Origin of the sequence: Enterobacter sp. SLBN-59 (assembly GCF_024807915.1) — a bacterium.
Lineage (GTDB): Bacteria > Pseudomonadota > Gammaproteobacteria > Enterobacterales > Enterobacteriaceae > Enterobacter > Enterobacter asburiae_B.
Window position 1 is genome coordinate 15,904 of record NZ_JANUFI010000002.1, and the last position, 26,953, is coordinate 42,856.

Below are 26,953 nucleotides of genomic sequence, written 5' to 3' on the forward strand. Positions count from 1 at the left end.
TTCGGGGATAAAAATGATCGACCTGACAGCAGAACAGCGACAATTAGCGAAAATAGTCCATGACTACGCCAGCCGGTTTCCTCTGACAGAGGACGGGGATGCACAATTATTACAGGGTTGTTATGACTACCTGGAGGCGTTTAAACGAGTGATGGACAGCGCATCAAAGGTGCAGATGGACTACATCTGCCAGCAATATCCTGGATATTTTCGCTTTGCGAAATGGATGGAGCGACTGGCTCAGGGTATTGCGGATGGAGTTATCGAGGTTCCGAAAGATCACTAAAAATGGTAGGTCGGAAATTTCGGCGGTTCCGACGGAGAACCCCGTGTTGATGATCGGGAACAAGATCATGGCAACATCGCGAACGCAATAACAGGTGGGGTTACAGCGACGCTTACGGTTATTCTAGCCCTGGAAAAAGACATATTCGGTGACTGCCCCACGGTTTTTCATGCTCTCGATCGGCATTGCTCAGTCAGGCTGGTGATTTGGGATATTCAGCGATTGTTCAGATCGCATAAACCGGACTGAGTTCCCCCGTAAGTGATCTACTATTCCGAGCAGTTATTTAGTCACTAATTTAACAGTCACCTCCAGAGAAAAGGGGATATAAAACTCATGTTATATATTTCTCTACTTGTGAAATCACTGGCTCATACTTTGCCAGTTTTTCAAAATCTTTTTGTAGTGTTAAATATGAAGGATTCCAAAATACAACAGAAACAGTACTATCAAGAAGCGTTTTGGCCTTAGAAATATGTTCTCCGCAAGACACCCTCTGTAATATTTTGAAATCACTCTCAATCATTGGCTCTCTGATCCCCAAAACTGTGCACTGTTTCTTTGGGTAATTCATGAATGCGGCAAATATTTTCTTTGGTGTATATTTAAAGGATGATAGCTCACCCGCCTGCAATCCCAGGCAGACATCCTCAATATTAAACCAGTACATAATCTCATAAACATCTGAAATATGTGACCCACCCATGCGAGCGGCGATTCCCAAAAAAAAACAGCTCACCATTATCACAGTGGAAAAATTCTATGTGAAAGACACCTTCATTTGCATCCAGGCGTCTTAATACTCTGGAAGAAAACTCTTTCGTTTTTGTTATGAATATGTCATTTTGTACCGGAGCAGAACCTGCTGGAATGCCATGCTGGAAAAGATGCAGTGGTGTATTGTTACGCCCTACACTTAAAAACTCCATTTTCCCATTAATCATGATTACATCAGCATGTAAAACATCACCCTGAATATACTCATCAATTTCATAGGAGTACTTAGTGTCTACCAAACTGGAGAGAATATCTCACATCTCATGCCTGTCTTTTGCCTTAAATGTATTAATACTGCTCACTAAATCTACTGGCTTAATAAATGCCGGGTAACCAATGCGGTTCTCCAGGAATAAAATATAGTTGCTGCTGTCTCGTTTAAAACTGTCTTTATCAAAGGTAGTAAAGCGCGGCATGTTAACTACTTCAAATAGTCTTTTTTTAGATTCAACTTTAGAAAAATAAGGCAGCACATAGTCCACTCCAGCACCAGGAATTCCATATTTTTCTCGGAAAGAGGCACAAATGATCTGTGTGCTGCCTTCATTTGTTAATAACCGGATATTGTCCTGGCCATATTTTTTACATAACCTTCAAGCAATGGGGTTATCTCATCTGCTGAAGGTTGCTTCATATCCCTGGTTATTATGTGTATGTCAGAAAAACATTTTTTGTTTTTTTTCAGATAAAATATTACATACAAAATCACTGGCAAATAATATACTCACCGAATCATTCACCCAGCTTAGATTATAAAGTTTTGTTTTGAGCGGGACTACATTGTAAAAAAATATATTTACTTTCATCAAAAAACCCTTAAACACACTCACCAATAGAGATTTAAACTCAAATAACATTAAAAAAATTGAATGTATATAACCATTTCTACATTAAGAATAATAAACAAGAAAATGCTCGCAGTCTAAAAACGCAGAAGCAACGATAACCATATTCATTCCTTACTTTCGATAAAAGCACCTATGACGTTTTCGTGGAGCTCAACTGATCGCGGGAAGCAGATAATTTTACGAGCCAGACGCTTAATGCGGGTGCGGAGCGGCAGGTTATTACGCTCAACACAGGTTTCTCCTGAATGTTCATGATAACTCCTTTGCGTTTTTTGGTCAGCGCCCGAAGGTGCTGACCTGAACGACAAAAAACAAATTTAAAGATTAAAAGCTAAAGGTTAAAGATCCTGACGACACACAACATAGGAGTTGTACGTATCGAGGCTGTTGGGGACGCTGCCATTGCGCAGGGAGACGATGATGTGGGAGCCGGCACCGTTGTCGGCCGACGTCCAGTAGTAGGAGCTGATGAACCCCGAGCCTGAATAGGCCGTATCTAAACGTCCCCACTCAGCCCACAACGAACCAACACCTCTTGTTGAACCAACAGAAGTTAAGTCCGCTACTGTTGGCAGGCCACCGCGGAAAGAGCAATATTCATCAGCTGTACCCCAGTTCATGGTGTTGTTCCTGTTATTCACAAACCACTTACTGACGGTAAAGGTATAGGTCAGAGGTGCTCCGCCCGCCTTCGGTGTGGCAGTAATCGTCACTGTTTTGGTTCCGCTTGTTGCCGTCCCGGTAAAGGATACGTTACCACTGGCATCCACGCTCACCCACCCCTGGTCAGCACTCCAGTTGTAATTACTGTTATTCGATGCACTCCCGCTCAGCAGCACCTGGAATTTAGCCCCGGTAAAGCCTGTAGTCGGGAAGTGACTGCTAGCAGCAAATGTTGCACCGTTAACGGCAAGCGTGGTGGATTCCGGTACCGGCTCGGGTGATGGCGACGTCAGGGTGACCTTCGCCGCGGCCACGCCGAAGGCGCTGCCGCCCACGGTGGCCGTCACGCTGGTCTCGCCCGCCGCGGTCCCGGTCAGGTCCGCCGTGTAGGTGCCGTTACCGTTGTCGGTCACGTCCCCCACCCTGGTCCCCGCCAGGCTGCTGGCAAAGGTCACCGTCTGACCGCTCACCGCGTTGTCGTGCGCGTCCTTCAGGGTCAGGGTGACCGCTGACACATCGGTACCGTTCGCCGTGATGGTGTCCGGGGTCGCTGTCAGCGACGACCTTCCGCTGTCCGGGGTATCCGCCACGAAGGTGGTGTCCACGGTCTGGCTGCTGTCCCCGATGGTCGCGGAGACCGTCGTCACGCCCGCCTTCAGGCTGGTCAGGCTCACCTCCGCCACCCCGTCAGCCCCGGTCACCCCGGACGCCGACGACAGCACTGCCTCGCTCCCGGCCGTGAACTGCACCGTCATCCCCGCCACCGGGTTATGCGCCGCGTCCGTCACCTTTGCCTGCACGGCGTTGGCATCCGTTCCGTTCGCCGCCGCGTTGTCCCGCGTCACCGTCAGGTCGCCCCGGGCAATGGCCGCCTCCGGCTCCCGGACCGTTATCGTCGTCGTCCGGCGCGCCGAGACGTTACCCTGCCCGTCACGGGCCACCGCGCTGATGCGGTACACGTTGCTTTCCGCCCCGCGTGCCGCCGCCTGGTACGGCGGGTAGGTTATCTGCAGGCTGTTTTTATTCACCTCGCTCACCCGGCCGCCCGCGGCCAGCACTTCGCCGTACTCCCAGTCAATCCCGCTCACCCCATAACGTGACGTCACCGTCGCGGTCAGCGTGTCCGTACTCCCCGCCTTACCCGCCAGGGTCTCCGGCAGCGACAGGCGGATAAGCGTCTGCTTTTTGTACTCCAGCACAATGTTGTTGTTGCGCTCCACCAGGTCATAGCGGCCCGACGCCAGCGTCCGGCTCAGCCCCACCGCAGCCGGGTTGACCTGGTCTGCCCACGGCGTGCCCGGACGCCAGCTGAAGCCCACGCTGAACCGCGCGTCGCTGTGTCCGCCCTGGCCCTGCCGGTGCTCCGCCCCCAGGGTGACCAGCGGCACCGGGGTGTAGCTCACCCCCGCAGTGACGGCTTTCGGGTCCTTCTGACGCTCGTCCTTACCGAACAGCGCCACCTCGTTGCCGCGGTACTGCTCATACATCAGCTTCCCGCCCAGCTGCGGGTACGCCGGCAGCCAGCCCTCCATCCGCATGTCAAAACCGTCTGCCGGCCGCTCGTCATAGTCGGCCAGGTCACGGGACTGATGCCAGCCCGTTAATCCGCGGTAGCCGTTGGCGGAGAGCCGCAGGTAGTCGGTCCACGCCTCGGCACCCAGCCCGAGGCGGCGGTTGCGCCCGGTCAGGTCGTTGTCGAGGAAGGCGTTCACCCCGTACATCCAGCCACCCCGGAAGGTGCGCAATCCGGCCCCGAGGTTAACGGTGTGGCGGTCATCCCTGTGCCGGTACCCGAGCTGGGTGAACGCCAGCCAGTCAGGGGTGTCATACAGCGACACCAGGGCGTCAGCGGACGCCTCGCTGAGGGAGAATTTTTCGTCCGCTGCCAGACTGACCCGTGCGGAGCCGGCGCGGCTGAGCCACTTCTCTATCTCCGTCGAGGCAGCGCCGGTGGCCATGCTGCGGGCCATGCCGGCGGCGGCGCGGGTGGTGTCCCCGCCCTGCAGCATCTGTCCGGCGGTGGAGGCAGTGCCGGCCCAGAAGGCGGCAGGGTCATCCTGCGCGGCGGCAGTGGCCGGCTCACGCCCGGGACCGGCCTTCATCACGGGCACGTCAATCTCGTCCCCGGTAGCGAGCTGCTCAAAGGGCCTGCTGAAGGTGCGGAGCTGGTTGAGTTTTTTCAGCGCCGCCACGGTCAGGCCGTGGCGTGCGGCCACGGAGGAAACGCTCTCACCTTCCCCGAGAGTGTGGGGAGTGGTCCGCGGGGCGGTCAGCGTGTGGGCCGGCACGGTGCCTTTTGCCAGGGACGCCACCGGCACCAGTGTCCCGGTCAGTATCCCCGTCAACTGGGCCACCAGACAGAGTCTGGCGGCGGTTTTAATCAAGCCTGTATTCATTACATAGTGTCCGGCAGAGTATTTTACGGAGAATGTCAGCACCGGGAAGGACGCCCGTGCCACCAGGGTTTGAGGTATAAATCCCTTTAACGCATGAGGTTAATGGTAGGGGCGGGGGCAAAAGGTTCAATGAAAAGGTGTGTGTCCACAGGGACAGCGGACCTGACGCACAGGAAATTGAAACATTGGCTTTCTGGCTAACCGGGTGTGCAGGGCGCCGAAAATACCGATGGTGAGTCCGCGCTTCCCTGCGGCGTACAGCAGATTGTCGGCCGCCAGAGCAAACAGACAGCCCAGGAGCCAGCGGCGCATTGACTCAGCATTTTTGTTACCTAACGCGCACTGTTGCCTCACCAAAATTGTTACTTTGGTTGAGTGATAAATAATCAGCTAAAGGTGCACCTATGAGCAATGTATTGTTGCCTATGGATACCTGTCGCCAACTGCTGCGGGCGCTGAAAACACGTTATCAGGCAGCCAGTAAGGCAGAGAAAACAAGGATCCTCGAAGAGTTCATTCTGATCAGCGGTACCATCGTAAATCAGCAATCCGGTTACTGAATGGGGCAGGTCAGAACCAGTGTCTGATTTCCTGTTTGCTGTGCCAGCCACATATGCAACCAACTTTTTTTAGCATATAGTTAAGTTCAGTAGTAAAATGCAGCGCCTCGTCGAGAGATGATGATTATGGAGCCCGTCGTGAAATTTAAAATCCAGCACTTGCAGGCCGCAGTGGCACTGGTTCTTGCCAGTTTCCAGCCGCAACCGAAAGCGGTTGCGTGTCAGCCTACGATTGTTGAACGGGTTTACGAAATGGGCTCCAGAGTCAACAAAACCGATATCAGCGAGCTCACTGTTGCTCTCAATGACGTAGCTGAAGAATTACGCTCAAGTCGCATCGAGCTGGCCCGGTATGCAGACAGCGATTTCTCCGGCGCTATCAAAGTCGCCAGCGACATCAGAAATCATACTATCCATGTCGCAGGTATCGCAGAGTCCTTTGTTCTGATGCTGCCGGAAAAAAAACATCGTTCAGTCGTATGACAGGAATTCTGTTGAGTTTGCATTCTTTAAGGCCATTAAAATGGTCAGTCTTGCGACCAAAAACTATCTCAGTCTGATTGATCAAATCACACGAACGACAGAAGTGCGTGATTCTGGAATCAACCTCTCGGCCATGAATCACCTGCTGGATTCAGGCAACAGGGCTGCGGCTAAATGGCGTTAACGGCTGAGTATAGTCATCTCACGTGGGATACTTTTTTCCAGCCCAAGTTTGCCGTTTACCCTGAGCTGGAGAGCCAGTTACAAGCAGAGTTCATTACGTATAAATCAACTGGCGCACCATCAAATCTTCTTGGAAGGGGCGCCCCTTTTGATTTCCCGCCATTCGCTGTCGATGCTAACGTCCAGCATATTCACGTTAATCTGCATTTCCAGCTCACCTGGCGTGCCAGACAAGAGAATTACAACCGTACCTCAGATCACTAACTCATTTACACAGAACACATGTGGGATAGCGGCCGCTTTCTGCTGATGGGGCTGATAACACCTGCTCATGAACGTATGCCAGCGAGAGATACCCGGTTACTCAGCTACTTTTCTGAAGTTGCTGAAGATTTTCACGCTTCATAACCCTCATAATCACATATGGTACCCGGCGAAAGGACGAAAAGGACCGGCCATCCCGCATATCCAAACGAAAGCTGGCTGATGGCCCACGTCAGGACGTTCGAGTTCTTCGGCGGCGTGCCCCAGCTTCTTGTCCCGGATAAGCTGAAAGCGGCGGTCAGCCGCGCAGACCGCTATGAGCCGGAGCTGAACGAGAACTACCGTAAGCTGGCCCGCCATTACAATACGGCAGTGATCCCGGCCCGGCCACGCAAACCCAAAGATAAACCCAAGGTTGAAAATGCCGTTCTGGTTGTGGAGCGCTGGAGCCTGATGCGGTTGCGGCATGAAGTGTTCCACACGCTGGCCGCGCTGAATCTGGCCATCAGTGAGCTACTGCAGGATCTGAATGAGCGGCCGTTCCGTCGGTTACCGGATTGCCGGAAAAGCTTGTACGAAAAACTGGATAAACCTGCACTGAAGGCGCTGCCGCCATACCGGTATGAATACGTTGATATCCGCCGGGCAAAGGTTGGTCCGGACTATCACGTGCTGTACGGCAAACATGCGTACTCCGTCCCCCACGCGCTGGTTGGCAGCCATATCGATATCGAGTCCGGAGCCCGGCTGGTTCGCCTCTATCACCGGGGAACGCTGGTAGCCCAGCATCCACGAGCGCAGCAACAGGGCGGCTTCACCACGCAGGCAGAACATATGCCGGAGTCGCACCGCCGACAGCGATGGAGTCCGGACAGAAAGCATCGGTAGCACCACCCGTGCCGTGGTGGCCTGGCATCTGCACCACCGTGTACATCCGGAACAGGCTTACCGGACCTGCCTGGGGCTGCTCAATCTCAGCCGCGAATATGGCGATGCCCGGCTGGAGAATGCCTGCCAGCAGGCGCTGTTACTGGAGTACCCATGGCGACAGGTGATCCTGAATCTGCTGACGAACCACCGGGACCGGCTGAAAGACGAGGCGCCGGATGAATCCCCTGTAGAGCACAGCAATGTACGCGGTGCCGGGTACTACCACTGAGAAAACAACTCAGGGGAGAATCAATGCGTAAACTGGCGCAAACCGATCAGACGAGTTAAAAACTAAAGTAAGAAATAACCAGCGCGGGAAGCGCGATCGAAATCGCCGGAATCACTGACCGGAATCATCGGAATACGCACCTGGGGGCTAAAATGAACAGATCATTTTTGCGGTATGCCCAACCAGCTTCCCAATCCTGAATCAGAGATACCAGTCCATAGAAAAAACTCGCCGTAAGCTGAATGATTAAAACAATCAAAAATTACATACCATCGAAATCCAGTAGCGCAGATGTGTACGGGGAGACACCAGTCACTTACAAGGTAAGCTTTTAAACACAGCAACTATCCTTAAATCCCACGCAAGCTTTGATAGACTTAAACCCTATGCTCTTGCTGTGGTTTCCTCTGGAGCAACAGCTTCTCCTGATACGGTTTTTGTGGTCTGGTGTTCGGTGTGGCTCATGTTATATTTATCAATTTAATGAGTAGTGTGTAGTTAACCAAGATTAATCCAGTATCAATCATTCTCCCAGCCCCCCCGTGCTGATGAAACCTGAATGCAATAAGCGTGCAATTTTTCAGAAGTTCTTAAGGATACTCATGACTAAAAAAATTCTTATCCCTGTGGATATTAATAATGAATTGCTTGTAAAAAAACTGATTAAATTCGTTGCATATGAGGAAATGAATGAAGACGTTGAGTTTCATTTTGTTACGGTTGTTCCGTATTTCTCACAATACGATGAACTAAGCGGAAGCTGGAGTAAACAATCAAAACGGTATAAGCATAACAAAGCTGAAAAGAAACTGAGAGAGATTGTTGAAATATTTAGTTTACCAGAAGATAAATGTAATTATCATATTAAGGAGGGAAAACCTAAAGATGAGATATTGGCTTGCATAAAATCACTAAATGTAGATTTAGCCATGATCCCCTCCAGTTTTCCTGATATATCCACTTATTTTTTTGGATCCACGGCTTTAGCTGTTGTCCGTCACGCTAAATGCACTGTATTCGTAGTTCGTTAGCCTGCTTTTCTCTTGTTTTCATATGTCCAGGAAACGTATCCGAGTGACTGGACATGTGTCATCCGTTCCGCCTTGTGTATTCTGGCGAAGATGAACGGTGATTCCGGAGGAACGTGAACGCGTTATTTCCTAACGAGCCATAGCTTCTTTTTATTACACTGACCGTTTACTTTCAGTCAACCTGTGCCAGTCGTTTTCTCATCTATTCGCCTTTTATATCCAGCCGCTGTGCGTTGTGCATCAGCCTGTCTAGGATCGCATCAGCAAGCGTGTTATCTCCCACGCAGTCGTACCACTCCTCCGTGGGCAGTTGGCTTATCATCACCGTTGCGCTTTTACCGTAGCGATCGTCCATCAGCTCCAGCAGATCGTTACGATGGGCTGCCTGAAGCGGTTCAAGCCCCCAGTCGTCCAGGATAAGTAGCTGAGTTTTTGACAACTGGGTCAGCTGTTTTCACTGCCCGACCGTGCGTCAGCTCGCCCAGTAACCGGCTCAGGCGCCAGTACTGCACGCTGTAACCCTGCTGGCAGGCGTTGTTGCCCAGCGCGCAGCCCACGTAGGTTTTACCGCTGCCGCAGGGACCGGTGATCAGCAGGTTCTGACCGCGGAGCACCCGTTCGCTCTGGCTCAGTTGCGCTATACGTGAACGCTCCAGGTTTCTGGCGGGCTGGTAGTCGCGGGGCCCGCGCTTTCTATGACAGCCGTTTTTGCTTACGCTGCTCCCGCTCCAGCGATTCGCGGGAGACCAGCAGTGCCGGCTGTTCTTTGAACGACAGGTCCTCGTAAGTCCCCGGTTGTTCCATCTGCATCGACAGCGCGGTGGCCACGCCGGTCAGTTTCAGCTCAGACAGTTTTTTCATCAGCGTATGTGGCATTATCAGGCTCCTTGTTTCAGTGGAAGTGGTGTGGGCCACGGATGTTTTCATGTTCGTGGGGGAGCTCCGGCGACTGATGCTGGTCGCTGCCCCGCGAAACGAGATCGCGATTGCTTTTCAGGATCGATTTTATCTGCTTCAGGCGGTTCAGCCCTTCGCTGTTGGCCAACTGGCCGCTGGGGTCTGGCAGGGGGGGGTTATTACGGCTGAAGCCGTAATGCTTTTTCGTCCTCGCTTCGCTGCGGGGGCCTCCGGCGCTTTGCGCCTCCATGCCGTTTCACGGCATAATCACACCTGAAGCCAGGTATCGTTTAAGGGAGAGCAGAATGGTGTATTCAGACGCCTTCATGCGCCAGCATGAAGAGATGTGCCAGGTGGTGGGCAGCATCGTTTTTATGCTGGCCGAAGCCGGCCATGATTCACGCCGGGAAAATATTGTTGCCGTGCTGCGCAGTGAGATTGCGGAAACAGGAAAATGGGCGCCGGACCAGGTGCTTTATCTGCAGCTGGCCATCGACCTGCTGGAACAGGCGCGCTTCCTGCCGGGACAGGGAAACTGATATCGTCAGGGGAAGACACCAGAATGTCACGAATGGTCGAAATACTGCAGTACACCTTACACAGCGGCAGCGGCGACGGTTTTCACCGAATCATGCGGGAGATCAGCGTTCCCCAGCATCAGCGCCACGGCATTGATGTTGTATGGTCTGCCCAGTCCCAGCATGACCCGGATTACTACATTCTGGTGCGGGCTTTCGACAGTCCGGAAAGTATGTATGCTGTGCCCGGTGCTTTTTATACAGGCGATGACTGGCGCAGCGGGCCGCGTGAAGACATTATTCGTTGTATCGACAGCTGCATTAAAACGGTGATAAGGCTGCCTGCGGAAAGCGTGGAAAAGCTTCGCGGTAAACATAACCTGACTCCCTCAGGTCTGAAAGGAAACAACGCTCAGCTGCTGGCAGGTGAATATTGATGAGAAGCATGGAAAAAACGGGCCATCTGGCATGGTGCGCTCTTGTTGCCCTGCACACGGCGCGGGAAGACGGACTGGTGCTGTCCGAGTCGCAGGAAAACCTGTTTATCAGCCGCTGGTTTGCGCAGGCGAAAAAACAGCGCCGGTTCTCGCGTGACGTTGCCACGGATATTGACTGGATACTGGAGCAGGGGCGAAGACTTGGCGTTCGGGCAAGGTTACGGCATAAGCTCGATTATCTCTGGCGCAGCTGTACGGGTGAACTGTCTGAGCAGAACGATCTCTTTCGCCTGACATACGCCCTCGAGCTGGCGAAGCAGTACGACTGGGTGTATCACGTCCTCAGCGACAGTGAGTGGAGCGGCCGGCGTCGGTAAACAGTATCTTTCTGCTGAAAAGCGCGCTGGATATCGGTTTTAATGATGACGGGACGCAGGTTATGCCGGTCCCGGCCAGAATTGGTGGACGCGCCGAGGGGCTGAATGCACTCCTGAAAAGCTGTGGCTGGGAGGCTGTCAGCAACGACGACCACTGGAAACTGGTGACCATCAGCGCCGGGTGACCAGTAAAAAATGGGGCGCACGCAGGCACCCCGGTAACGTCAGTGGGTGAAGCACCGCAGATCTTCTTCAGTCAGACCTGTCATGGTCATCACTGTATTGCGGTCGATGCCGCTCTGCAGCATCGTGCGGGCAATTTTCAGGGTAGCTTCGCGCTCACCTTTCTCGATGCCGCGCTGTTCGCCAAGCTGGATACCTTCCTGGCGCCCTTCTTCACGGGCCTTCTGTTCCAGTCGTTGTGCAATAGTCATTAAAATCTCCTCGTGTTGCGGTGACCGGCGGGCCAGTTCCTGCAGGAATGCCTCGGGTCTGGCCGTGTCCCCCGTCTGCAGCATCCAGTTCATTAAAGTGACCAGCTGCTCATCGGTAGTGTAACCCGCAATCAGCAGGGTGACCAGATGCTCGGTCAGCTCGGCCAGGTCGCGGGTTTGTGCGTGCTTCAGCATCAGTTCCAGCAGAGCCATCCGGCGGTGCTTCATGATTTCATCGTCATCGATGGCGCCGACGTCGATGAGGGGAAAATCACCGGTATACAGTTTTCGTGCTGTTCCCGGGCTGGCAAACAGCTCTGTCCAGTTCAGCGTCCAGGGCCAGGGGCTACCACGACCGTGGGAAAACAACAGCAGAATAACCAGCGGTAGCTGCTCATGACCGGCGTCCAGGTGTTTCTGCATGGCGGCACGCCATATGCCTGTCGGGACTACTCTGGTGCTCAATGAGCGTATAAATGTATCCCTCGCCCTCAGTGGTCTTCAGGGAGTACAGCACGTCGGCAAAATAGGTTCGCAGGTTTTCCTCAATAAAGGAGCCAGACTCCAGCTGCAGGGTGGTCAGGTCGCACAGCTGCAGCAGTTCTGCGGGCAGATGCAGAGCAAGAAAATCCCGGGCGGTATCCGTGTGGGTCAGGAAGGTTTTAAACAGCCCGTCATGGGGAACCGGTGACTTTCCGCCCTTTCTATTTCTGCCTGACATTCCGCGTCTCCGTTGGTTTAAGTGTGCTCATCCGGCAGTATTATACCGGAGCTGAGTTCCTGGTACCTTCTGTTTCGCCGGGGACTGTTCCGGGGTGGTTCGGTCCCCTACCCTGTTATTCGGGTAACTCCGGGGTGCCTGCATCGTGACGCAGGCGCATGATGGTTTGTCGTGAGGTACCAAGATACCGGTAAATATCTATGACGAGGAGCTCGTCAATAAGCTGATCCGGCATGTTGCTTCTGAATCTCTGAATGAGAGCGCCGTATTCCATTTTTTGACCGTCGTATCCCCCCGTCTGCAGGTTGATGCTTTGGGCGGAGTCTGGCATGCACGATCAGAGCGTTCAGGTTTTGATGAAGTAAAGCGGAAATTAAAGGCGCTGGCTGATATATTTCACCTCCCGGAGGGAAAGGTGCATTATCACGTTGCGGCGGGTAATCCCAGACAGCAAATAGTGGCATATGCTAATTCTCTCAGAGCAGACTTAGTTATGATTTCCTCCCATTTTCCCGATATCTCAACGTATTTTCTGGGTTCCAGCGCCTTATCCGTTGTCCGTCATACTAAATGCACCGTGTTGGTAGTTCGTTAGTCTGTACTCCCGCAGCGTCATTTCTGGGGGCAGTTTTATCGGGGCCGGGCATCAGATGGTGTACTGGACCGGCTGTCACGGGGACTTTTGACCCTACCCTGGCATGCAGGTTCAGCCCATGCACTCAGATAAAGCAAGCCGGGTCGAAATATTATTAATCTCATCGCTGATTAATTGAGCGCTGTAAGTAGAACATGAAAAAACGCCTCATTTGAGGCGTAACGCTCCACAACAAAACGCAATGATAAAAACGGCATGGGATAACGTGGAATAAGATAACAAAATAAATGAGATTATCCGTGGCGATTCAGATCTACGTTCCGGAGTCCACTCACCACCATCATGTCTGATAGACCAGTTATAGGGAGACAAAAGCCAGATAACTCCTTGCTCTTTTACGTCAATTGGTACGGCATGTGCAGGCACAGTCACTCTCCTAAAAAATTGAGGCGACAACTATGCTGACACAGGGGTTTATTAGGCGATCTCTCTGAGTGGTAATACGCAACAATCTCGGCCTTATACTTTACGCTGTGGTTATGAGCCAGCCATGAGCATCCGTCGAAGGGAGGAGTCCAAGCAATATACTAATTTTCGCATCATGCATCCGCAACTTTCTCTGTAAAATGTCAATTGTTCGTACGTGCTCACAACATTTTTTGTCATGCACCTTCTGAAACATTCCGGAGCCTGGCCACTCCTGAGTCATTCTCTTTTTTAACAACGACAGGTACAATGGAACAGCGATACTCGCCTGACTAAGTATGCTCACTGCTGCTGCCAATTCATGAACCATGCATGCCATTTGGTTGTTTGCTTTTCTATCTCATCCATTTGTGATGTCAGCGACATAAAGGCCCCGTGAGATATAAAGCTAAGCGCCCATCCTAATGTAAGTAAACCCCGTGTAACAACCAAATTTGCTCTTACTTCTGCCAGATGATTTGCTGCAGTCACTCTTTCAGAATAAATTTTCTTCTCAACGCCATTAGCCAGTATCACTTTTTTTATGCACAAGGCAATATCTTTTAGTATTGTTTCCCCGGTTGTCATGCGAAACGAACGAGGGAGGGAGATGCTTGTGGATTTGCCAGTAAGACTTATATAACTTTAGCAAATCATCATAAATTTTGGGATGTTTAAAAATGGATTTCAATGAAAATCTCCTTCAACAAATTAATCATGAATTACTAATATGTTTCGCCCTGACCGGAAAGAGCATTCAGAAGTCTCTCCACATTGAAAGTTCTTCAGCCCTGTGCAAAGGTTTATCGGAAGATAATATTTAACAAGAATTATACTCCATCAGAGTATTGCCGTTTTGCCGTAACCGACCCAAAACTTCGTGAGATATATGCACCATCCTACAGGGACAGATTGGTTCAGTGCTGGCTTGTATATCATTTAAACCCTTTCGTAGAACAAAACTTAATTGACGATACCTTTGCCAATCGCAAGTATAAAGGCACCCTTGCCGCAGTAAAACGAGTGCAACGCTTTATGCGTCGACCTGGAAACGCTTACTACCTACAACTTGACATTCAGAATTTTTTAATTCAATCCCGCTTCCTCCACTATTTAAAATGTTTACCAACCTACTTGACCGTCATTTCACCGGCCACCTCCTATATGAACATCTTAAATACAACCTTGAGAAGTGCATTCTTCATCCTGTTGCATTACACACGCATACCTGCTCTGGAGATTATAAGTTACTGCAGGGGATTCCTCCACATAAAACACTGGCCGGTGCTAAACATTTAACAGGCATTCCACTTGGTTCGGCTGCCAGCCAGATGTTTGCAAACTTATGGTTAAGCCCTCTCGACCATTATATAAAGCACCCCCTTAAAATAAAAGGTTACGTACGTTATATGGATGACCTCTTTCTTCTTGGTTCGTGTACCTCACAACTCTCTAATTTTCGGCGTGATATCGGTACATTTTGTAAAAAAATCTTCATCTAACCCTTCACCCTACCAAGCAAAGCTTACAAAAATGCACTCAGGGCGCTGATTATCTCGGATATTATGTTTACCCACACTACCTACATCTCAGAAAGCGTAATATTACCCGCATTATCCAATGGCTACATTTCTTTAATGCCTTATTAAATGGAAAGGAATTCAGAAATACTTTTAAAACCCTTAACACACAAAACTGGCCAGCCCCCCCGGTCAGGTATATGCGCTACTCCTGACTATCTCTTGTTAAAGCGCATGCAGGCCGTTATCAATAGTTATTTTGGGATGATGAAACATGCACAGCACTGGCGTCTCCGCCGCACCATCTGGCATAAACATTCCGGGGTGCTGACAACATGGTTTCTTCCATCTGGTTCTGACTACTCATCGGTACGTATAAAAAAATATTATCTGCAGGACTGGATTGCGCAGCAGTACAGGCAGTAAGAACACCCTGACGACACACAACATAGTTGCTGTTCGTATCGTTGTTGTTGTTGACGTTGCCATTGTTCAGGTTGACGTTGTAGTGGTTGCCGGCACCGTTGACCTCCGACGTCCAGTAGTTGTTGTTGATGAACCCCGAGCCAAACAATAAAAGCAACTCTGTTACCCACCCTCTGTTTTCCGGCATACCCTCTTTCGAAGTTCGCCCCTTTGTAACGCCTTTTTTAATAAAGCCGTGGAGTGGGTCGGTCTTCTTTCGTAGCGTTTTTCTGTACTGCCGTGGCTGTACAGGCCATCACGCCCCCCTGTACTGCTGCGCAATACAGTCCAAATTACAGCAGATTTACTCCATCTCATTTAGTGCTTTCTTCACAGTCATTATAAAGCCATCATCTACAGAACGAGGAAATTTCCCTGGGCTCCAGGATTCAAGAAACTGACACAGCTCACAATTAAAATAAAAAACCTTTTCGCTTACTTCTGTCTTATTAAACTGATCATCCTTTTCTTCAGGTGCGGGTAGGCTCTGTGTGGTTTTTTTGAACCAGGCCTGATAGCGCTCGCTGCAGACGATTTCACAATCAATTTCATACCCCCAGTCAGTTTCCTGTGCTTCAGGTAAATATTTTTTTAATTGTGAGGCAGGGAATCCGCCATAAACCACAAGGCGCCCATCAAGATTTTTAAATTGCCTTAAAGAAACATGTAAATCGCCCCGGTAGTTAGTTATAAATAAAAATAAAGACTGCTCATAACAGCGTAAAAACATTCCTTCACGTATCAATGAAAGCTTACCGGGGCGTTCACTTAAAATAATTTTATCCTGAATATTCATGATAACTCCTTTGCGTTTTTTGGTCAGCGCCCGAAGGCGCTGACCTGAACGACAAAAAACAAATTTAAAGATTAAAAGCTAAAGGTTAAAGATTCTGACGACACACAACAGACCAGGTGCTCTTAGCGACGTTGTAGCCGACGCCGCCATGGTCCAGGCTGACGTTGTAGTAGTGGCCGGCACCTTTGACCTCCGACGTCCAGTAGTAGCTGTCGATGAGCCCCGAGCCTGGATAGGCCCCTCCTGGACGTCCCCACTCAGCCCACAACGAACCAACACCTCTTACTAACTGACCAGAAGTTAAGTCCGCTACTGTTGGCAGGCCACCGCGGAAAGAGCAATGTCTATCAGCTGTACCCCAGTTCATGGAGTTGCCCCTGTTATCCGTAAACCACTTACTGACGGTAAAGGTATAGGTCAGAGGTGCTCCGCCCGCCTTCGGTGTGGCAGTAATCGTCACTGTTTTGGTTCCGCTTGTTGCCGTCCCGGTAAAGGATACGCTACCACTGGCATCCACGCTCACCCACCCCTGGTCAGCACTCCAGTTGTAATTACTGTTATTCGATGCACTCCCGCTCAGCAGCACCTGGAATTTAGCCCCGGTAAAGCCTGTAGTCGGGAAGTGACTGCTAGCAGCAAATGTTGCACCGTTAACGGCAAGCGTGGTGGATTCCGGTACCGGCTCGGGTGATGGCGTCAGGGTGACCTTCGCCGCTGCCACGCCGAAGGCGCTGCCGTCCAGGGTGACCGTCACGCTGGTCTCGCCCGCCGCGGTCCCGGTCAGGTTCGCGGTGTAGGTGCCGTCCGCCTTGTTCGTGACGGTACCCACGGCGCTGTTTGCCAGGCTGCTGACAAACTCCACGTCGCTGCGGTCCTTAATCAGGTTGCCCTGCGCATCCTTCAGGGTCAGAGTGATGACCGACACGCTGGTGCCGTCCGCCGTGATGGTGTCCGGGGTCGCTGTCAGCGACGACCTTCCGCTGTCCGGGGTATCCGCCACGAAGGTGGTGTCGACCGTCTGGCTGTTACCGTTCACCGTGGCGGTCACATTCGCCGTGCCGGCCGTGGTGTTGGTCAGCGTGGTGGTGGCGATACCGTCGGCATCAGTGGTGGCGGAAGCGGTGGTAATGGTGGCGCCGTTGGTGGCGGTAAAGGTCACCGTCACGTCTTTCACCAGGTTACCTTTCGCGTCAGTGACAATCGCTTTCACCGCGTTGGTGTCCGCCCCGTCCGCTTTCGCGCCGTCGGTGGTCACCGTCAGGTTATCGGCGCTGATGGTTGCCGTACCGCCGTCGGCCACAAAGGTGGTGTTCACAGACTGGCTGTTACCGTTCACTTTCGCGGTCACCGCAGAAACACCGGCTTTGGTGTTCTTCAGCGTGGTGGTGGCGATACCGTCGGCGTCGGTGGTCGCAGACTCCGTGGTAATCACTGCGCCGTTGGTGGCGGTAAAGGTCACCGTCACGTCTTTCACCAGGTTACCTTTCGCGTCAGTGACAATCGCTTTCACCGCGTTGGTGTCCGCCCCGTCCGCTTTCGCGCCGTCGGTGGTCACCGTCAGGTTATCGGCGCTGATGGTTGCCGTACCGCCGTCGGCCACAAAGGTGGTGTTCACAGACTGGCTGTTACCGTTCACTTTCGCGGTCACCGCAGAAACACCGGCTTTGGTGTTCTTCAGCGTGGTGGTGGCGATACCGTCGGCGTCGGTGGTCGCAGACTCCGTGGTAATCACTGCGCCGTTGGTGGCGGTAAAGGTCACCGTCACGTCTTTCACCAGGTTACCTTTCGCGTCAGTGACAATCGCTTTCACCGCGTTGGTGTCCGCCCCGTCCGCTTTCGCGCCGTCGGTGGTCACCGTCAGGTTATCGGCGCTGATGGTTGCCGTACCGCCGTCGGCCACAAAGGTGGTGTTCACAGACTGGCTGTTACCGTTCACTTTCGCGGTCACCGCAGAAACACCGGCTTTGGTGTTCTTCAGCGTGGTGGTGGCGATACCGTCGGCGTCGGTGGTCGCAGACTCCGTGGTAATCACTGCGCCGTTGGTGGCGGTAAAGGTCACCGTCACGTCTTTCACCAGGTTACCTTTCGCGTCAGTGACAATCGCTTTCACCGCGTTGGTGTCCGCCCCGTCCGCTTTCGCGCCGTCGGTGGTCACCGTCAGGTTATCGGCGCTGATGGTTGCCGTACCGCCGTCGGCCACAAAGGTGGTGTTCACAGACTGGCTGTTACCGTTCACTTTCGCGGTCACCGCAGAAACACCGGCTTTGGTGTTCTTCAGCGTGGTGGTGGCGATACCGTCGGCGTCGGTGGTCGCAGACTCCGTGGTAATCACTGCGCCGTTGGTGGCGGTAAAGGTCACCGTCACGTCTTTCACCAGGTTACCTTTCGCGTCAGTGACAATCGCTTTCACCGCGTTGGTGTCCGCCCCGTCCGCTTTCGCGCCGTCGGTGGTCACCGTCAGGTTATCGGCGCTGATGGTTGCCGTACCGCCGTCCGCCTTAAAGGTGGTTTCAACGGACTGGCTGCTGTCCCCGATGGTCGCGGAGACCGTCGTCACGCCCGCCTTCAGGCTGGTCAGGCTCACCTCCGCCACCCCGTCAGCCCCGGTCACCCCGGACGCCGACGACAGCACTGCCTCGCTCCCGGCCGTGAACTGCACCGCCATCCCCGCCACCGGGTTATGCGCCGCGTCCGTCACCTTTGCCTGCACGGCGTTGGCATCCGTTCCGTTCGCCGCCGCGTTGTCCCGCGTCACCGTCAGGTCGCCCCGGGCAATGGCCGCCTCCGGCTCCCGGACCGTTATCGTCGTCGTCCGGCGCGCCGAGACGTTACCCTGCCCGTCACGGGCCACCGCGCTGATGCGGTACACGTTGCTTTCCGCCCCGCGTGCCGCCGCCTGGTACGGCGGGTAGGTTATCTGCAGGCTGTTTTTATTCACCTCACTCACCCGGCCGCCCGCGGCCAGCACTTCGCCGTACTCCCAGTCAATCCCGCTCACCCCGTAACGTGACGTCACCGTCGCGGTCAGCGTGTCCGTACTCCCCGCCTTACCCGCCAGGGTCTCCGGCAGCGACAGGCGGATAAGCGTCTGCTTTTTGTACTCCAGCACAATGTTGTTGTTGCGCTCCACCAGGTCATAGCGGCCCGACGCCAGCGTCCGGCTCAGCCCCACCGCAGCCGGGTTGACCTGGTCTGCCCACGGCGTGCCCGGACGCCAGCTGAAGCCCACGCTGAACCGCGCGTCGCTGTGTCCGCCCTGGCCCTGCCGGTGCTCCGCCCCCAGGGTGACCAGCGGCACCGGGGTGTAGCTCACCCCCGCAGTGACGGCTTTCGGGTCCTTCTGGCGCTCGTCCTTACCGAACAGCGCCACCTCGTTGCCGCGGTACTGCTCATACATCAGCTTCCCGCCCAGCTGCGGGTACGCCGGCAGCCAGCCCTCCATCCGGACGTCAAACCCGTCGGCCGGACGCTCGTCGTAGTCGGCCAGGTCACGGGACTGGTGCCAGCCCGTTAACCCGCGGTAGCCGTTGGCGGAGAGCCGCAGGTAGTCGGTCCACGCCTCGGCACCCAGCCCGAGGCGGCGGTTGCGCCCGGTCAGGTCGTTGTCGAGGAAGGCGTTCACCCCGTACATCCAGCCCCCCCGGAAGGTGCGCAATCCGGCCCCGAGGTTAACGGTGTGGCGGTCATCCCTGTGCCGGTACCCGAGCTGGGTGAACGCCAGCCAGTCAGGGGTGTCATACAGCGACACCAGGGCGTCAGCGGACGCCTCGCTGAGGGAGAATTTTTCGTCCGCTGCCAGACTGACCCGTGCGGAGCCGGCGCGGCTGAGCCACTTCTCTATCTCCGTTGTGGCAGCGCCGGTGGCCATGCTGCGGGCCATGCCGGCGGCGGCGCGGGTGGTGTCCCCGCCCTGCAGCATCTGTCCGGCGGTGGAGGCAGTGCCGGCCCAGAAGGCGGCAGGGTCATCCTGCGCGCCGGCAGTGGCCGGCTCACGCCCGGGACCGGCCTTCATGGCAGGAACGTCAATCTCGTCCCCGGTAGCGAGCTGCTCAAAGGGCCTGCTGAAGGTGCGGAGCTGGTTGAGTTTTTTCAGCGCCGCCACGGTCAGGCCGTGGCGTGCGGCCACGGAGGAAACGCTCTCACCTTCCCCGAGAGTGTGGGGAGTGGTCCGCGGGGCGGTCAGCGTGTGGGCCGGCACGGTGCCTTTTGCCAGGGACGCCACCGGCACCAGTGTCCCGGTCAGTATCCCCGTCAGCTGGGCTGCAAGGCAGACCCTGGCCGTGAGGTGTAATAAACGCGTTTTCATGAATTCAGTCTCAGGGGGCATCACCGGCCCTGCAGGACGCACCGGTCAGCAGACCGGTGCGCGAGCGCGAGGGAGGTGAGATAAAAGCAGAAAAAAGCCCTGCCCGGGGCGGAATGACCGCACCCTCACGGGAGGTGCCCGGCAGCGAATATCAGGACAAAGAGATGAACTAATATTACAAGTGCCAGGCCGGGGCGCAGTCTGAAGGCCATCAGCGGAAAGTTCAATAACGGCGGCGCCAACTTACTGTTATATATTAATAATTATCCGGAAATGAGCGCGAATTACCCCCTGCGTTAGCGGTAATTACCGGCAGGCGCGGGGACGACGTGAACGTGCGCCAGTACCTGCTGTCAGCATGGGCGTCCCTGACGCTGCCGCCGGCCGTCTTTTTTGACATGTACACGTGCCAGTAGTCGCCTCCGGCCGTCAGTATCAGGCTTCGCCATTGTGATTCGGTGGTGATATGTGACAGGGACGGCGGCAGGGCCACGTCTTTGAACCAGACGCTCAGCAGAAGCTGGCGGATATTCCACATCCAGCGGGCGCACATGGCATCCTTACGGAAGCTGATTTTCTTCCACTTTCCGTGCGCATCAATGCCGCCGCAGGTGACGGAGACGTGGACATGAGGGTGCATATGAGACGACAATAACTCAGTCCGTCGGCAAAACTAGTTGACGTCTGATAGGCCGTGTTGCCTCACCAGTTAATGTTACTTTCTTGCTTCAACTAAAATGTTACCATCAGCACGAGTTCCGTAGACCAGTTCTCTGACCACCCTGACCCGCCATTCCTGTAACCTGTGCTGCAGTGTTCTGCGATGGCCTTCGGTGAATTTGCCCGGATGTGCGTCTTCAAGCTTGAGAAGTAATTCGGTACTGCCCAGATGCGGCTCATCTTTCAGCCAGCATTCTATTTCGTTCCAGACGTCAGCAAAGGGATCTGCCCGGGTTCGCCAGTGGCGGGGTTTTGATGGAGCTGGATGATGTAAAGGATTCACTGCACCCTCCTGCCAGGCTACGGAGAGCCCCTGCAAAAACGCGGTTAAATCGCTGTTTTTGTCTCCGACGGGATCCCCGACAGCTATTCGTGCCAGCTGGTGCTGATAGAGTCGAATGGTTTCCAGCAATTTCAAAGGGTCAAGTGCGTGGATGATATCGTCAAAGTGGCCTCGAAGCTCAGCTCGCAGGGTATGTAGTTCTATCAGGCGGTTATAGGGCGTTTTGGGAGCGTCATGCCTGCGAACTGTTTTCCCGCCAATACGTTGCGTCTCCAGAAGCTTGAATGATGGCTGAAAGAAGTTAATAAACAATCGATTAGCCATGTACATCTGGTTCATCGCTTTTACTGCATGCTCACCGTCAAGACGACCACATCCCGCCAGCTTTCTGACCACTGAGCCATTTTTTTGTTCTATCCAGGCCTGATCGTTTTTCCGGTATGGTCGGGAACGCGTTAGTGCTATACATCTGGCAGAACAGTATTCAAATAAAGCTTCGTTGATAAATTCAGCGCCGTTATCAACATCAAGGCCGAGAAGCGGGAATGGCAGGATCTTTTGAACCTTATCAACTGCCCGGATGATCAATTCTGCGTTGCGTGCCGGCAGCGCCACACATTCTGTCCACCCGCTGGCGATATCGGTCAGCGACAACGTCCACAAAAAGGTACCGGAGAGATGCCGGCCACAGTGTGCCACGAGGTCCATCTCCATAAACCCTGGTGAATATGGCTCATGCTCGGTGAACATCCTGACCGGGATACTTTTGCTGACGCGGTTAACCACCCGGTTACGTTTTTTACCGGCGGTGGTATGTGCTTCTTTCAGCAAGCGATCGATGGAGGACGCACTGATTTTCATAAGTTGCTCGCGGAGTGCCGGATTCAGACTGATATGCCCATGTTTCTCCATCGCCGGAATAAGCTGGGGCAGTAACGCTCTGAGCCGCTTGCCGCATAAGCGATCTGAAGCTTCCCAGAGGACAATCAGAGCCTGTAATGGGCCTGTTATATGCTGAGTGACAGCGCTTCGATCACTTCTGTTTCAACGCTCTGGTCTATCTCCGCCATGCTGTGCTGAGGCAGGTAGCTGTTCTGCAGCAGTATTCTTCGTTCTGCTCTGCCCCCGTTACTTTATTCGTACCCCTTATACCAGGGGGGTTAGCCAGCCAGACCCGGCATGATTACTGCCCCCAGTCGTCCATGATCCGGGGGGGGATGCCCCCCCGCAGCCCGGTACACCGGCGGCAGTTTTCCCCTGCACACCCGGTTAGCCAGAAAGCCAATGTTTCAATTTCCTGTGCGTCAGGTCCGCTGTCCCTGTGGACACACACCTTTTCATTGAACCTTTTGCCCCCGCCCCTACCATTAACCTCATGCGTTAAAGGGATTTATACCTCAAACCCTGGTGGCACGGGCGTCCTTCCCGGTGCTGACATTCTCCGTAAAATACTCTGCCGGACACAATGTAATGAATACAGGCTTGATTAAAACCGCCGCCAGACTCTGCCTGGTGGCCCAGCTGACCAGCGTCTCCCCCGGGGTCATATTGCCCCTGTCAGCCATGGCTGCCCCCCCCTCTTCTCCCTCTGTCCGGGGGGATGCTCAGACACTGGTATACACCCTGCAGCCCGGGGAGTCCGTTTCCTCCGTGGCCGCACGCCACGGCCTGACCGTGGCGGCGCTGAAAAAACTCAACCAGCTCCGCACCTTCAGCAGGCCCTTTGAGCAGCTTTCTGCCGGGGACGAGATTGACGTGCCCGTGATGAAGGCCGGTCCCGGGCGTGAGCCGGCCACTGCCGCCGCGCAGGACGACCCTGCCGCCTTCTGGGCCGGCACTGCCTCCACCGCCGGACAGATGCTGCAGGGCGGGGACACCACCCGCGCCGCCGCCGGCATGGCCCGCAGCATGGCCACCGGCGCTGCCTCGACGGAGATAGAGAAGTGGCTCAGCCGCGCCGGCTCCGCCCGGGTCAGCCTGGCAGCGGACGAAAAATTCTCCCTCAGCGAGGCGTCCGCTGACGCCCTGGTGTCGCTGTATGACACCCCTGACTGGCTGGCGTTCACCCAGCTCGGGTACCGGCACAGGGATGACCGCCACACCGTTAACCTCGGGGCCGGATTGCGCACCTTCCGGGGGGGCTGGATGTACGGGGTGAACGCCTTCCTCGACAACGACCTGACCGGGCGCAACCGCCGCCTCGGGCTGGGTGCCGAGGCGTGGACCGACTACCTGCGGCTCTCCGCCAACGGCTACCGCGGATTAACGGGCTGGCATCAGTCCCGTGACCTGGCCGACTATGACGAGCGGCCGGCAGACGGTTTTGACATGCGGATGGAGGGCTGGCTGCCGGCGTACCCGCAGCTGGGCGGGAAGCTGATGTATGAGCAGTACCGCGGCAACGAGGTGGCGCTGTTCGGTAAGGACGAGCGTCAGAAGGACCCGAAAGCCGTCACTGCGGGGGTGAGCTACACCCCGGTGCCGCTGGTCACCCTGGGGGCGGAGCACCGGCAGGGCCAGGGCGGACACAGCGACGCGCGGTTCAGCGTGGGCTTCAGCTGGCGTCCGGGCACGCCGTGGGCAGACCAGGTCAACCCGGCTGCGGTGGGGCTGAGCCGGACGCTGGCGTCGGGCCGCTATGACCTGGTGGAGCGCAACAACAACATTGTGCTGGAGTACAAAAAGCAGACGCTTATCCGCCTGTCGCTGCCGGAGACCCTGGCGGGTAAGGCGGGGAGTACGGACACGCTGACCGCGACGGTGACGTCACGTTATGGGGTGAGCGGGATTGACTGGGAGTACGGCGAAGTGCTGGCCGCGGGCGGCCGGGTGAGCGAGGTGAATAAAAACAGCCTGCAGATAACCTACCCGCCGTACCAGGCGGCGGCACGCGGGGCGGAAAGCAACGTGTACCGCATCAGCGCGGTGGCCCGTGACGGGCAGGGTAACGCCTCGGCGCGCCGGACGACGACGATAACGGTCCGGGAGCCGGAGGCGGCCATCGCCCGGGGCGACCTGGCGGTGACGCGGGACAACGCGGCGGCGAACGGAACGGACGCCAACGCCGTGCAGGCGAAGGTGACCGATGCGAAGGGTAACCCGGTGCCGGGCGTGAAGGTGACCTTCAGCGCCGGTAACGGGGCTGCCATCACGGCGGTCAGCGACGGCGCGACGGACGGTAACGGTCTTGCCACCGCGACGCTGACGAACACGAAGGCGGGCGTGACGACGGTCTCCGCGACCATCGGGGACAGCAGCCAGACCGTGAACACCACCTTTAAGGCGGACAGCGGCACGGCGACCATCAGCGCCGGTAACCTGACGGTGACCACCGATAACGCGAAAGCCAACGGCACGGCCACCAACGCGGTGAAAGCTATCGTAACGGATGCCAGCGGCAACCTGGTTTCCGGTGTGGCAGTGACCTTTACCGCCACCAACGGCGCCACCATTACCACCGCTTCCGCCACCACTGACGCCGACGGTATCGCCACCACCACGCTGACCAACACCACGGCCGGCAAGGCGAAAGTGACCGCCACGGTGAACGGTAACAGCCAGACGGTCGACACCACCTTTGTGGCCGACGGCGGCACGGCAACCATCAGCGCCGATAACCTGACGGCGACCACTGATAACGCGAAAGCCAACGGCACGGCCACCAACGCGGTGAAAGCTATCGTAACGGATGCCAACGGCAACCTGGTTTCCGGTGTGGCAGTGACCTTTACCGCCACCAATGGCGCCACCATTACCACCGCTTCCGCCACCACTGATGCCGACGGTATCGCCACCACCACGCTGACCAACACCACGGCCGGCAAGGCGAAAGTGACCGCCACGGTGAACGGTAACAGCCAGACGGTCGACACCACCTTTGTGGCCGACGGCGGCACGGCAACCATCAGCGCCGATAACCTGACGGTGACCACTGATAACGCGAAAGCCAACGGCACGGCCACCAACGCGGTGAAAGCTATCGTAACGGATGCCAGCGGCAACCTGGTTTCCGGTGTGGCAGTGACCTTTACCGCCACCAACGGCGCCACCATTACCACCGCTTCCGCCACCACTGACGCCGACGGTATCGCCACCACCACGCTGACCAACACCACGGCCGGCAAGGCGAAAGTGACCGCCACGGTGAACGGTAACAGCCAGACGGTCGACACCACCTTCGTGGCCGACGGCGGCACGGCAACCATCAGCGCCGATAACCTGACGGCGACCACTGATAACGCGAAAGCCAACGGCACGGCCACCAACGCGGTGAAAGCTATCGTAACGGATGCCAACGGCAACCTGGTTTCCGGTGTGGCAGTGACCTTTACCGCCACCAACGGCGCCACCATTACCACCGCTTCCGCCACCACTGATGCCGACGGTATCGCCACCACCACGCTGACCAACACCACGGCCGGCAAGGCGAAAGTGACCGCCACGGTGAACGGTAACAGCCAGACGGTCGACACCACCTTCGTGGCCGACGGCGGCACGGCAACCATCAGCGCCGATAACCTGACGGCGACCACTGATAACGCGAAAGCCAACGGCACGGCCACCAACGCGGTGAAAGCTATCGTAACGGATGCCAACGGCAACCTGGTTTCCGGTGTGGCAGTGACCTTTACCGCCACCAACGGCGCCACCATTACCACCGCTTCCGCCACCACTGATGCCGACGGTATCGCCACCACCACGCTGACCAACACCACGGCCGGCAAGGCGAAAGTGACCGCCACGGTGAACGGTAACAGCCAGACGGTCGACACCACCTTTGTGGCGGATACCCCGGACAGCGGAAGGTCGTCGCTGACAGCGACCCCGGACACCATCACGGCGGACGGCACCAGCGTGTCGGTCATCACTCTGACCCTGAAGGATGCGCAGGGCAACCTGATTAAGGACCGCAGCGACGTGGAGTTTGTCAGCAGCCTGGCAAACAGCGCCGTGAGTACCGTCACGAACAAGGCGGACGGCACCTACACCGCGAACCTGACCGGGACCGCGGCGGGCGAGACCAGCGTGACGGTCACCCTGGACGGCAGCGCCTTCGGCGTGGCAGCGGCGAAGGTCACCCTGACGCCGCCACCACCCGTGCCGGTACCGGAAGACACCAAGCTTGCCGTTAACGGTACAACATTTGCTGTTGAAAATGGCTTCCCGACCACAGGCTTTACCAGGGCAAAATTCCAGGTGTTGCTGAGCGGGGATTCATCGCATAACGGTGATTACACCTGGAGTGCTGACCAGGGGTGGGTGAGCGTGGATGCCAGTGGTAACGTATCCTTTACCGGTGCAGCAACAAGCGAAACCAAAAAAGTGACGATTACTGCCACACCGAAGGCGGGCGGAGCACCTCTGACCTATACCTTTACCGTCAGTAAGTGGTTTGTGAATAACGGGCGCAACCTCATGAACTGGGGTACAGCTGATGAATATTGCTCTTCCCTCGGTGGCCTGCCAAAAAGAACGGACTTAACTTCTGGTCAGTTAGTAAGAGGTGTTGGTTTGTTGTGGGCTGAGTGGGGACGTTTAGATACGGCCTATCCAGACTCGGGGTTCATCAACAGCTACTACTGGACGTCGGAGTTCTACGGTGCCGGCGGCCACTACTACGTCAGCCTGCACGATGGCAGCGTCTACCACCACTACGATACGAACCTCAACTTTGTTGTGTGTCGTCAGGATCTTTAACCTTTAGCTTTTAATCTTTAAATTTGTTTTTTGTCGTTCAGTTCAGCGCCTTCGGGCGCTGAACTGAAAAAA

At 55.3% G+C, this 26,953-nt stretch carries 19 protein-coding genes and 6 pseudogenes; 12 read left to right on the forward strand and 13 right to left on the reverse strand.

From position 1 onward, the window contains the following. The first annotated feature begins 13 nt into the window (after window positions 1-13). Window positions 14-286, forward strand: coding sequence for an arylsulfatase regulator (locus M2422_RS22000; RefSeq protein ID WP_259142722.1), 273 nt, complete (start codon window positions 14-16; stop codon window positions 284-286). Window positions 287-620: 334 nt separating this feature from the next. Here M2422_RS22000 and M2422_RS22005 read toward each other — a convergent pair whose 3' ends face one another. The 4 genes and pseudogenes from M2422_RS22005 to M2422_RS22020 all read right to left on the reverse strand — a co-directional run bounded on the left by M2422_RS22005 (window position 621) and on the right by M2422_RS22020 (window position 4,970). Further along, complete coding sequence (locus tag M2422_RS22005; protein ID WP_259142724.1) at window positions 621-956, reverse strand: hypothetical protein; 336 nt, start codon at window positions 954-956, stop codon at window positions 621-623. A gap of 361 nt (window positions 957-1,317) precedes the next feature. Beyond that, the gene (locus tag M2422_RS22010; protein WP_259142725.1) at window positions 1,318-1,545 is read right to left on the reverse strand and encodes a hypothetical protein; all 228 of its coding nucleotides are present in this window, start codon (window positions 1,543-1,545) and stop codon (window positions 1,318-1,320) included. Between the two features lie 470 nt (window positions 1,546-2,015). After that, a pseudogene (locus tag M2422_RS22015) lies at window positions 2,016-2,141 on the reverse strand (IS1 family transposase); the annotation flags it as partial. Between the two features lie 108 nt (window positions 2,142-2,249). Further along, window positions 2,250-4,970 (reverse strand): inverse autotransporter beta domain-containing protein, encoded by a 2,721-nt coding sequence (locus M2422_RS22020; RefSeq protein ID WP_259142727.1) that lies wholly within the window; start codon window positions 4,968-4,970, stop codon window positions 2,250-2,252. Between the two features lie 404 nt (window positions 4,971-5,374). On the opposite strand from M2422_RS22020, the gene M2422_RS22025 reads away from it, so the two are divergent. From M2422_RS22025 to M2422_RS22050, 6 genes are all read left to right on the forward strand, one after another. Further along, window positions 5,375-5,530, forward strand: a complete 156-nt coding sequence (locus M2422_RS22025; protein ID WP_259142729.1) for a hypothetical protein — start codon at window positions 5,375-5,377, stop codon at window positions 5,528-5,530. A gap of 138 nt (window positions 5,531-5,668) precedes the next feature. Continuing rightward, window positions 5,669-6,013, forward strand: coding sequence for a hypothetical protein (locus M2422_RS22030; protein WP_259142732.1), 345 nt, complete (start codon window positions 5,669-5,671; stop codon window positions 6,011-6,013). Between the two features lie 174 nt (window positions 6,014-6,187). Beyond that, window positions 6,188-6,460, forward strand: a complete 273-nt coding sequence (locus tag M2422_RS22035) for a type II toxin-antitoxin system YafO family toxin (protein ID WP_259142734.1) — start codon at window positions 6,188-6,190, stop codon at window positions 6,458-6,460. 222 nt (window positions 6,461-6,682) lie between these two features. Next, window positions 6,683-7,348 carry a Mu transposase domain-containing protein gene (locus M2422_RS22040; RefSeq protein ID WP_259142736.1) on the forward strand — a complete coding sequence of 222 codons (666 nt, stop codon included), beginning with the start codon at window positions 6,683-6,685 and terminating at the stop codon, window positions 7,346-7,348. Between the two features lie 16 nt (window positions 7,349-7,364). Further along, window positions 7,365-7,619: a hypothetical protein gene (locus M2422_RS22045; RefSeq protein ID WP_259142738.1), complete on the forward strand. Its 255-nt coding sequence runs from the start codon at window positions 7,365-7,367 to the stop codon at window positions 7,617-7,619. A gap of 602 nt (window positions 7,620-8,221) precedes the next feature. After that, a complete protein-coding gene (locus M2422_RS22050; RefSeq protein WP_259142740.1) occupies window positions 8,222-8,650 on the forward strand; it encodes a universal stress protein in 429 nt (142 codons plus the stop codon). A 202-nt stretch (window positions 8,651-8,852) separates the two neighbouring features. On the opposite strand, the pseudogene M2422_RS22055 reads toward M2422_RS22050, so the two are convergent. Both M2422_RS22055 and M2422_RS22060 read right to left on the reverse strand, forming a co-directional pair. Continuing rightward, window positions 8,853-9,529 (reverse strand): annotated as a pseudogene (locus M2422_RS22055) (ATP-binding protein). A gap of 13 nt (window positions 9,530-9,542) precedes the next feature. Continuing rightward, window positions 9,543-9,797 carry a hypothetical protein gene (locus tag M2422_RS22060; RefSeq protein WP_259142908.1) on the reverse strand — a complete coding sequence of 85 codons (255 nt, stop codon included), beginning with the start codon at window positions 9,795-9,797 and terminating at the stop codon, window positions 9,543-9,545. A 55-nt stretch (window positions 9,798-9,852) separates the two neighbouring features. Between M2422_RS22060 and M2422_RS22065 the strand changes: the two genes are divergently transcribed. The 3 genes and pseudogenes from M2422_RS22065 to M2422_RS22075 all read left to right on the forward strand — a co-directional run bounded on the left by M2422_RS22065 (window position 9,853) and on the right by M2422_RS22075 (window position 11,064). Next, window positions 9,853-10,086, forward strand: a complete 234-nt coding sequence (locus M2422_RS22065) for a DUF2767 family protein (RefSeq protein WP_259142743.1) — start codon at window positions 9,853-9,855, stop codon at window positions 10,084-10,086. 23 nt (window positions 10,087-10,109) lie between these two features. Beyond that, window positions 10,110-10,433: pseudogene (locus tag M2422_RS22070) on the forward strand (NIPSNAP family protein); the annotation flags it as partial. 68 nt (window positions 10,434-10,501) lie between these two features. Beyond that, window positions 10,502-11,064 (forward strand): annotated as a pseudogene (locus tag M2422_RS22075) (DUF2913 family protein). A gap of 39 nt (window positions 11,065-11,103) precedes the next feature. Here M2422_RS22075 and M2422_RS22080 read toward each other — a convergent pair. Beyond that, a pseudogene (locus M2422_RS22080) lies at window positions 11,104-12,034 on the reverse strand (Rpn family recombination-promoting nuclease/putative transposase). A gap of 226 nt (window positions 12,035-12,260) precedes the next feature. On the opposite strand from M2422_RS22080, the gene M2422_RS23955 reads away from it, so the two are divergent. Continuing rightward, complete coding sequence (locus M2422_RS23955; RefSeq protein WP_404997322.1) at window positions 12,261-12,629, forward strand: universal stress protein; 369 nt, start codon at window positions 12,261-12,263, stop codon at window positions 12,627-12,629. Window positions 12,630-13,397: 768 nt separating this feature from the next. Here M2422_RS23955 and M2422_RS22085 read toward each other — a convergent pair. From M2422_RS22085 to M2422_RS22110, 6 genes and pseudogenes are all read right to left on the reverse strand, one after another. Next, window positions 13,398-13,682, reverse strand: coding sequence for a hypothetical protein (locus M2422_RS22085; RefSeq protein ID WP_259142745.1), 285 nt, complete (start codon window positions 13,680-13,682; stop codon window positions 13,398-13,400). A gap of 1,179 nt (window positions 13,683-14,861) precedes the next feature. Next, entirely contained in the window at window positions 14,862-15,227 is a 366-nt protein-coding gene (locus M2422_RS22090) for a hypothetical protein (RefSeq protein WP_259142748.1), read from the reverse strand. A 156-nt stretch (window positions 15,228-15,383) separates the two neighbouring features. Then, a complete protein-coding gene (locus tag M2422_RS22095) occupies window positions 15,384-15,875 on the reverse strand; it encodes a hypothetical protein (protein WP_259142751.1) in 492 nt (163 codons plus the stop codon). Window positions 15,876-15,960: 85 nt separating this feature from the next. Next, complete coding sequence (locus M2422_RS22100; protein ID WP_259142753.1) at window positions 15,961-20,181, reverse strand: Ig-like domain-containing protein; 4,221 nt, start codon at window positions 20,179-20,181, stop codon at window positions 15,961-15,963. Window positions 20,182-20,557: 376 nt separating this feature from the next. Beyond that, window positions 20,558-20,818, reverse strand: a pseudogene (locus tag M2422_RS22105) (transposase); the annotation flags it as partial. A gap of 78 nt (window positions 20,819-20,896) precedes the next feature. Continuing rightward, entirely contained in the window at window positions 20,897-22,045 is a 1,149-nt protein-coding gene (locus tag M2422_RS22110; RefSeq protein ID WP_259142755.1) for a transposase family protein, read from the reverse strand. 609 nt (window positions 22,046-22,654) lie between these two features. On the opposite strand from M2422_RS22110, the gene M2422_RS22115 reads away from it, so the two are divergent. Next, window positions 22,655-26,881 (forward strand): Ig-like domain-containing protein, encoded by a 4,227-nt coding sequence (locus tag M2422_RS22115; protein WP_259142757.1) that lies wholly within the window; start codon window positions 22,655-22,657, stop codon window positions 26,879-26,881. Window positions 26,882-26,953 lie beyond the last annotated feature (72 nt).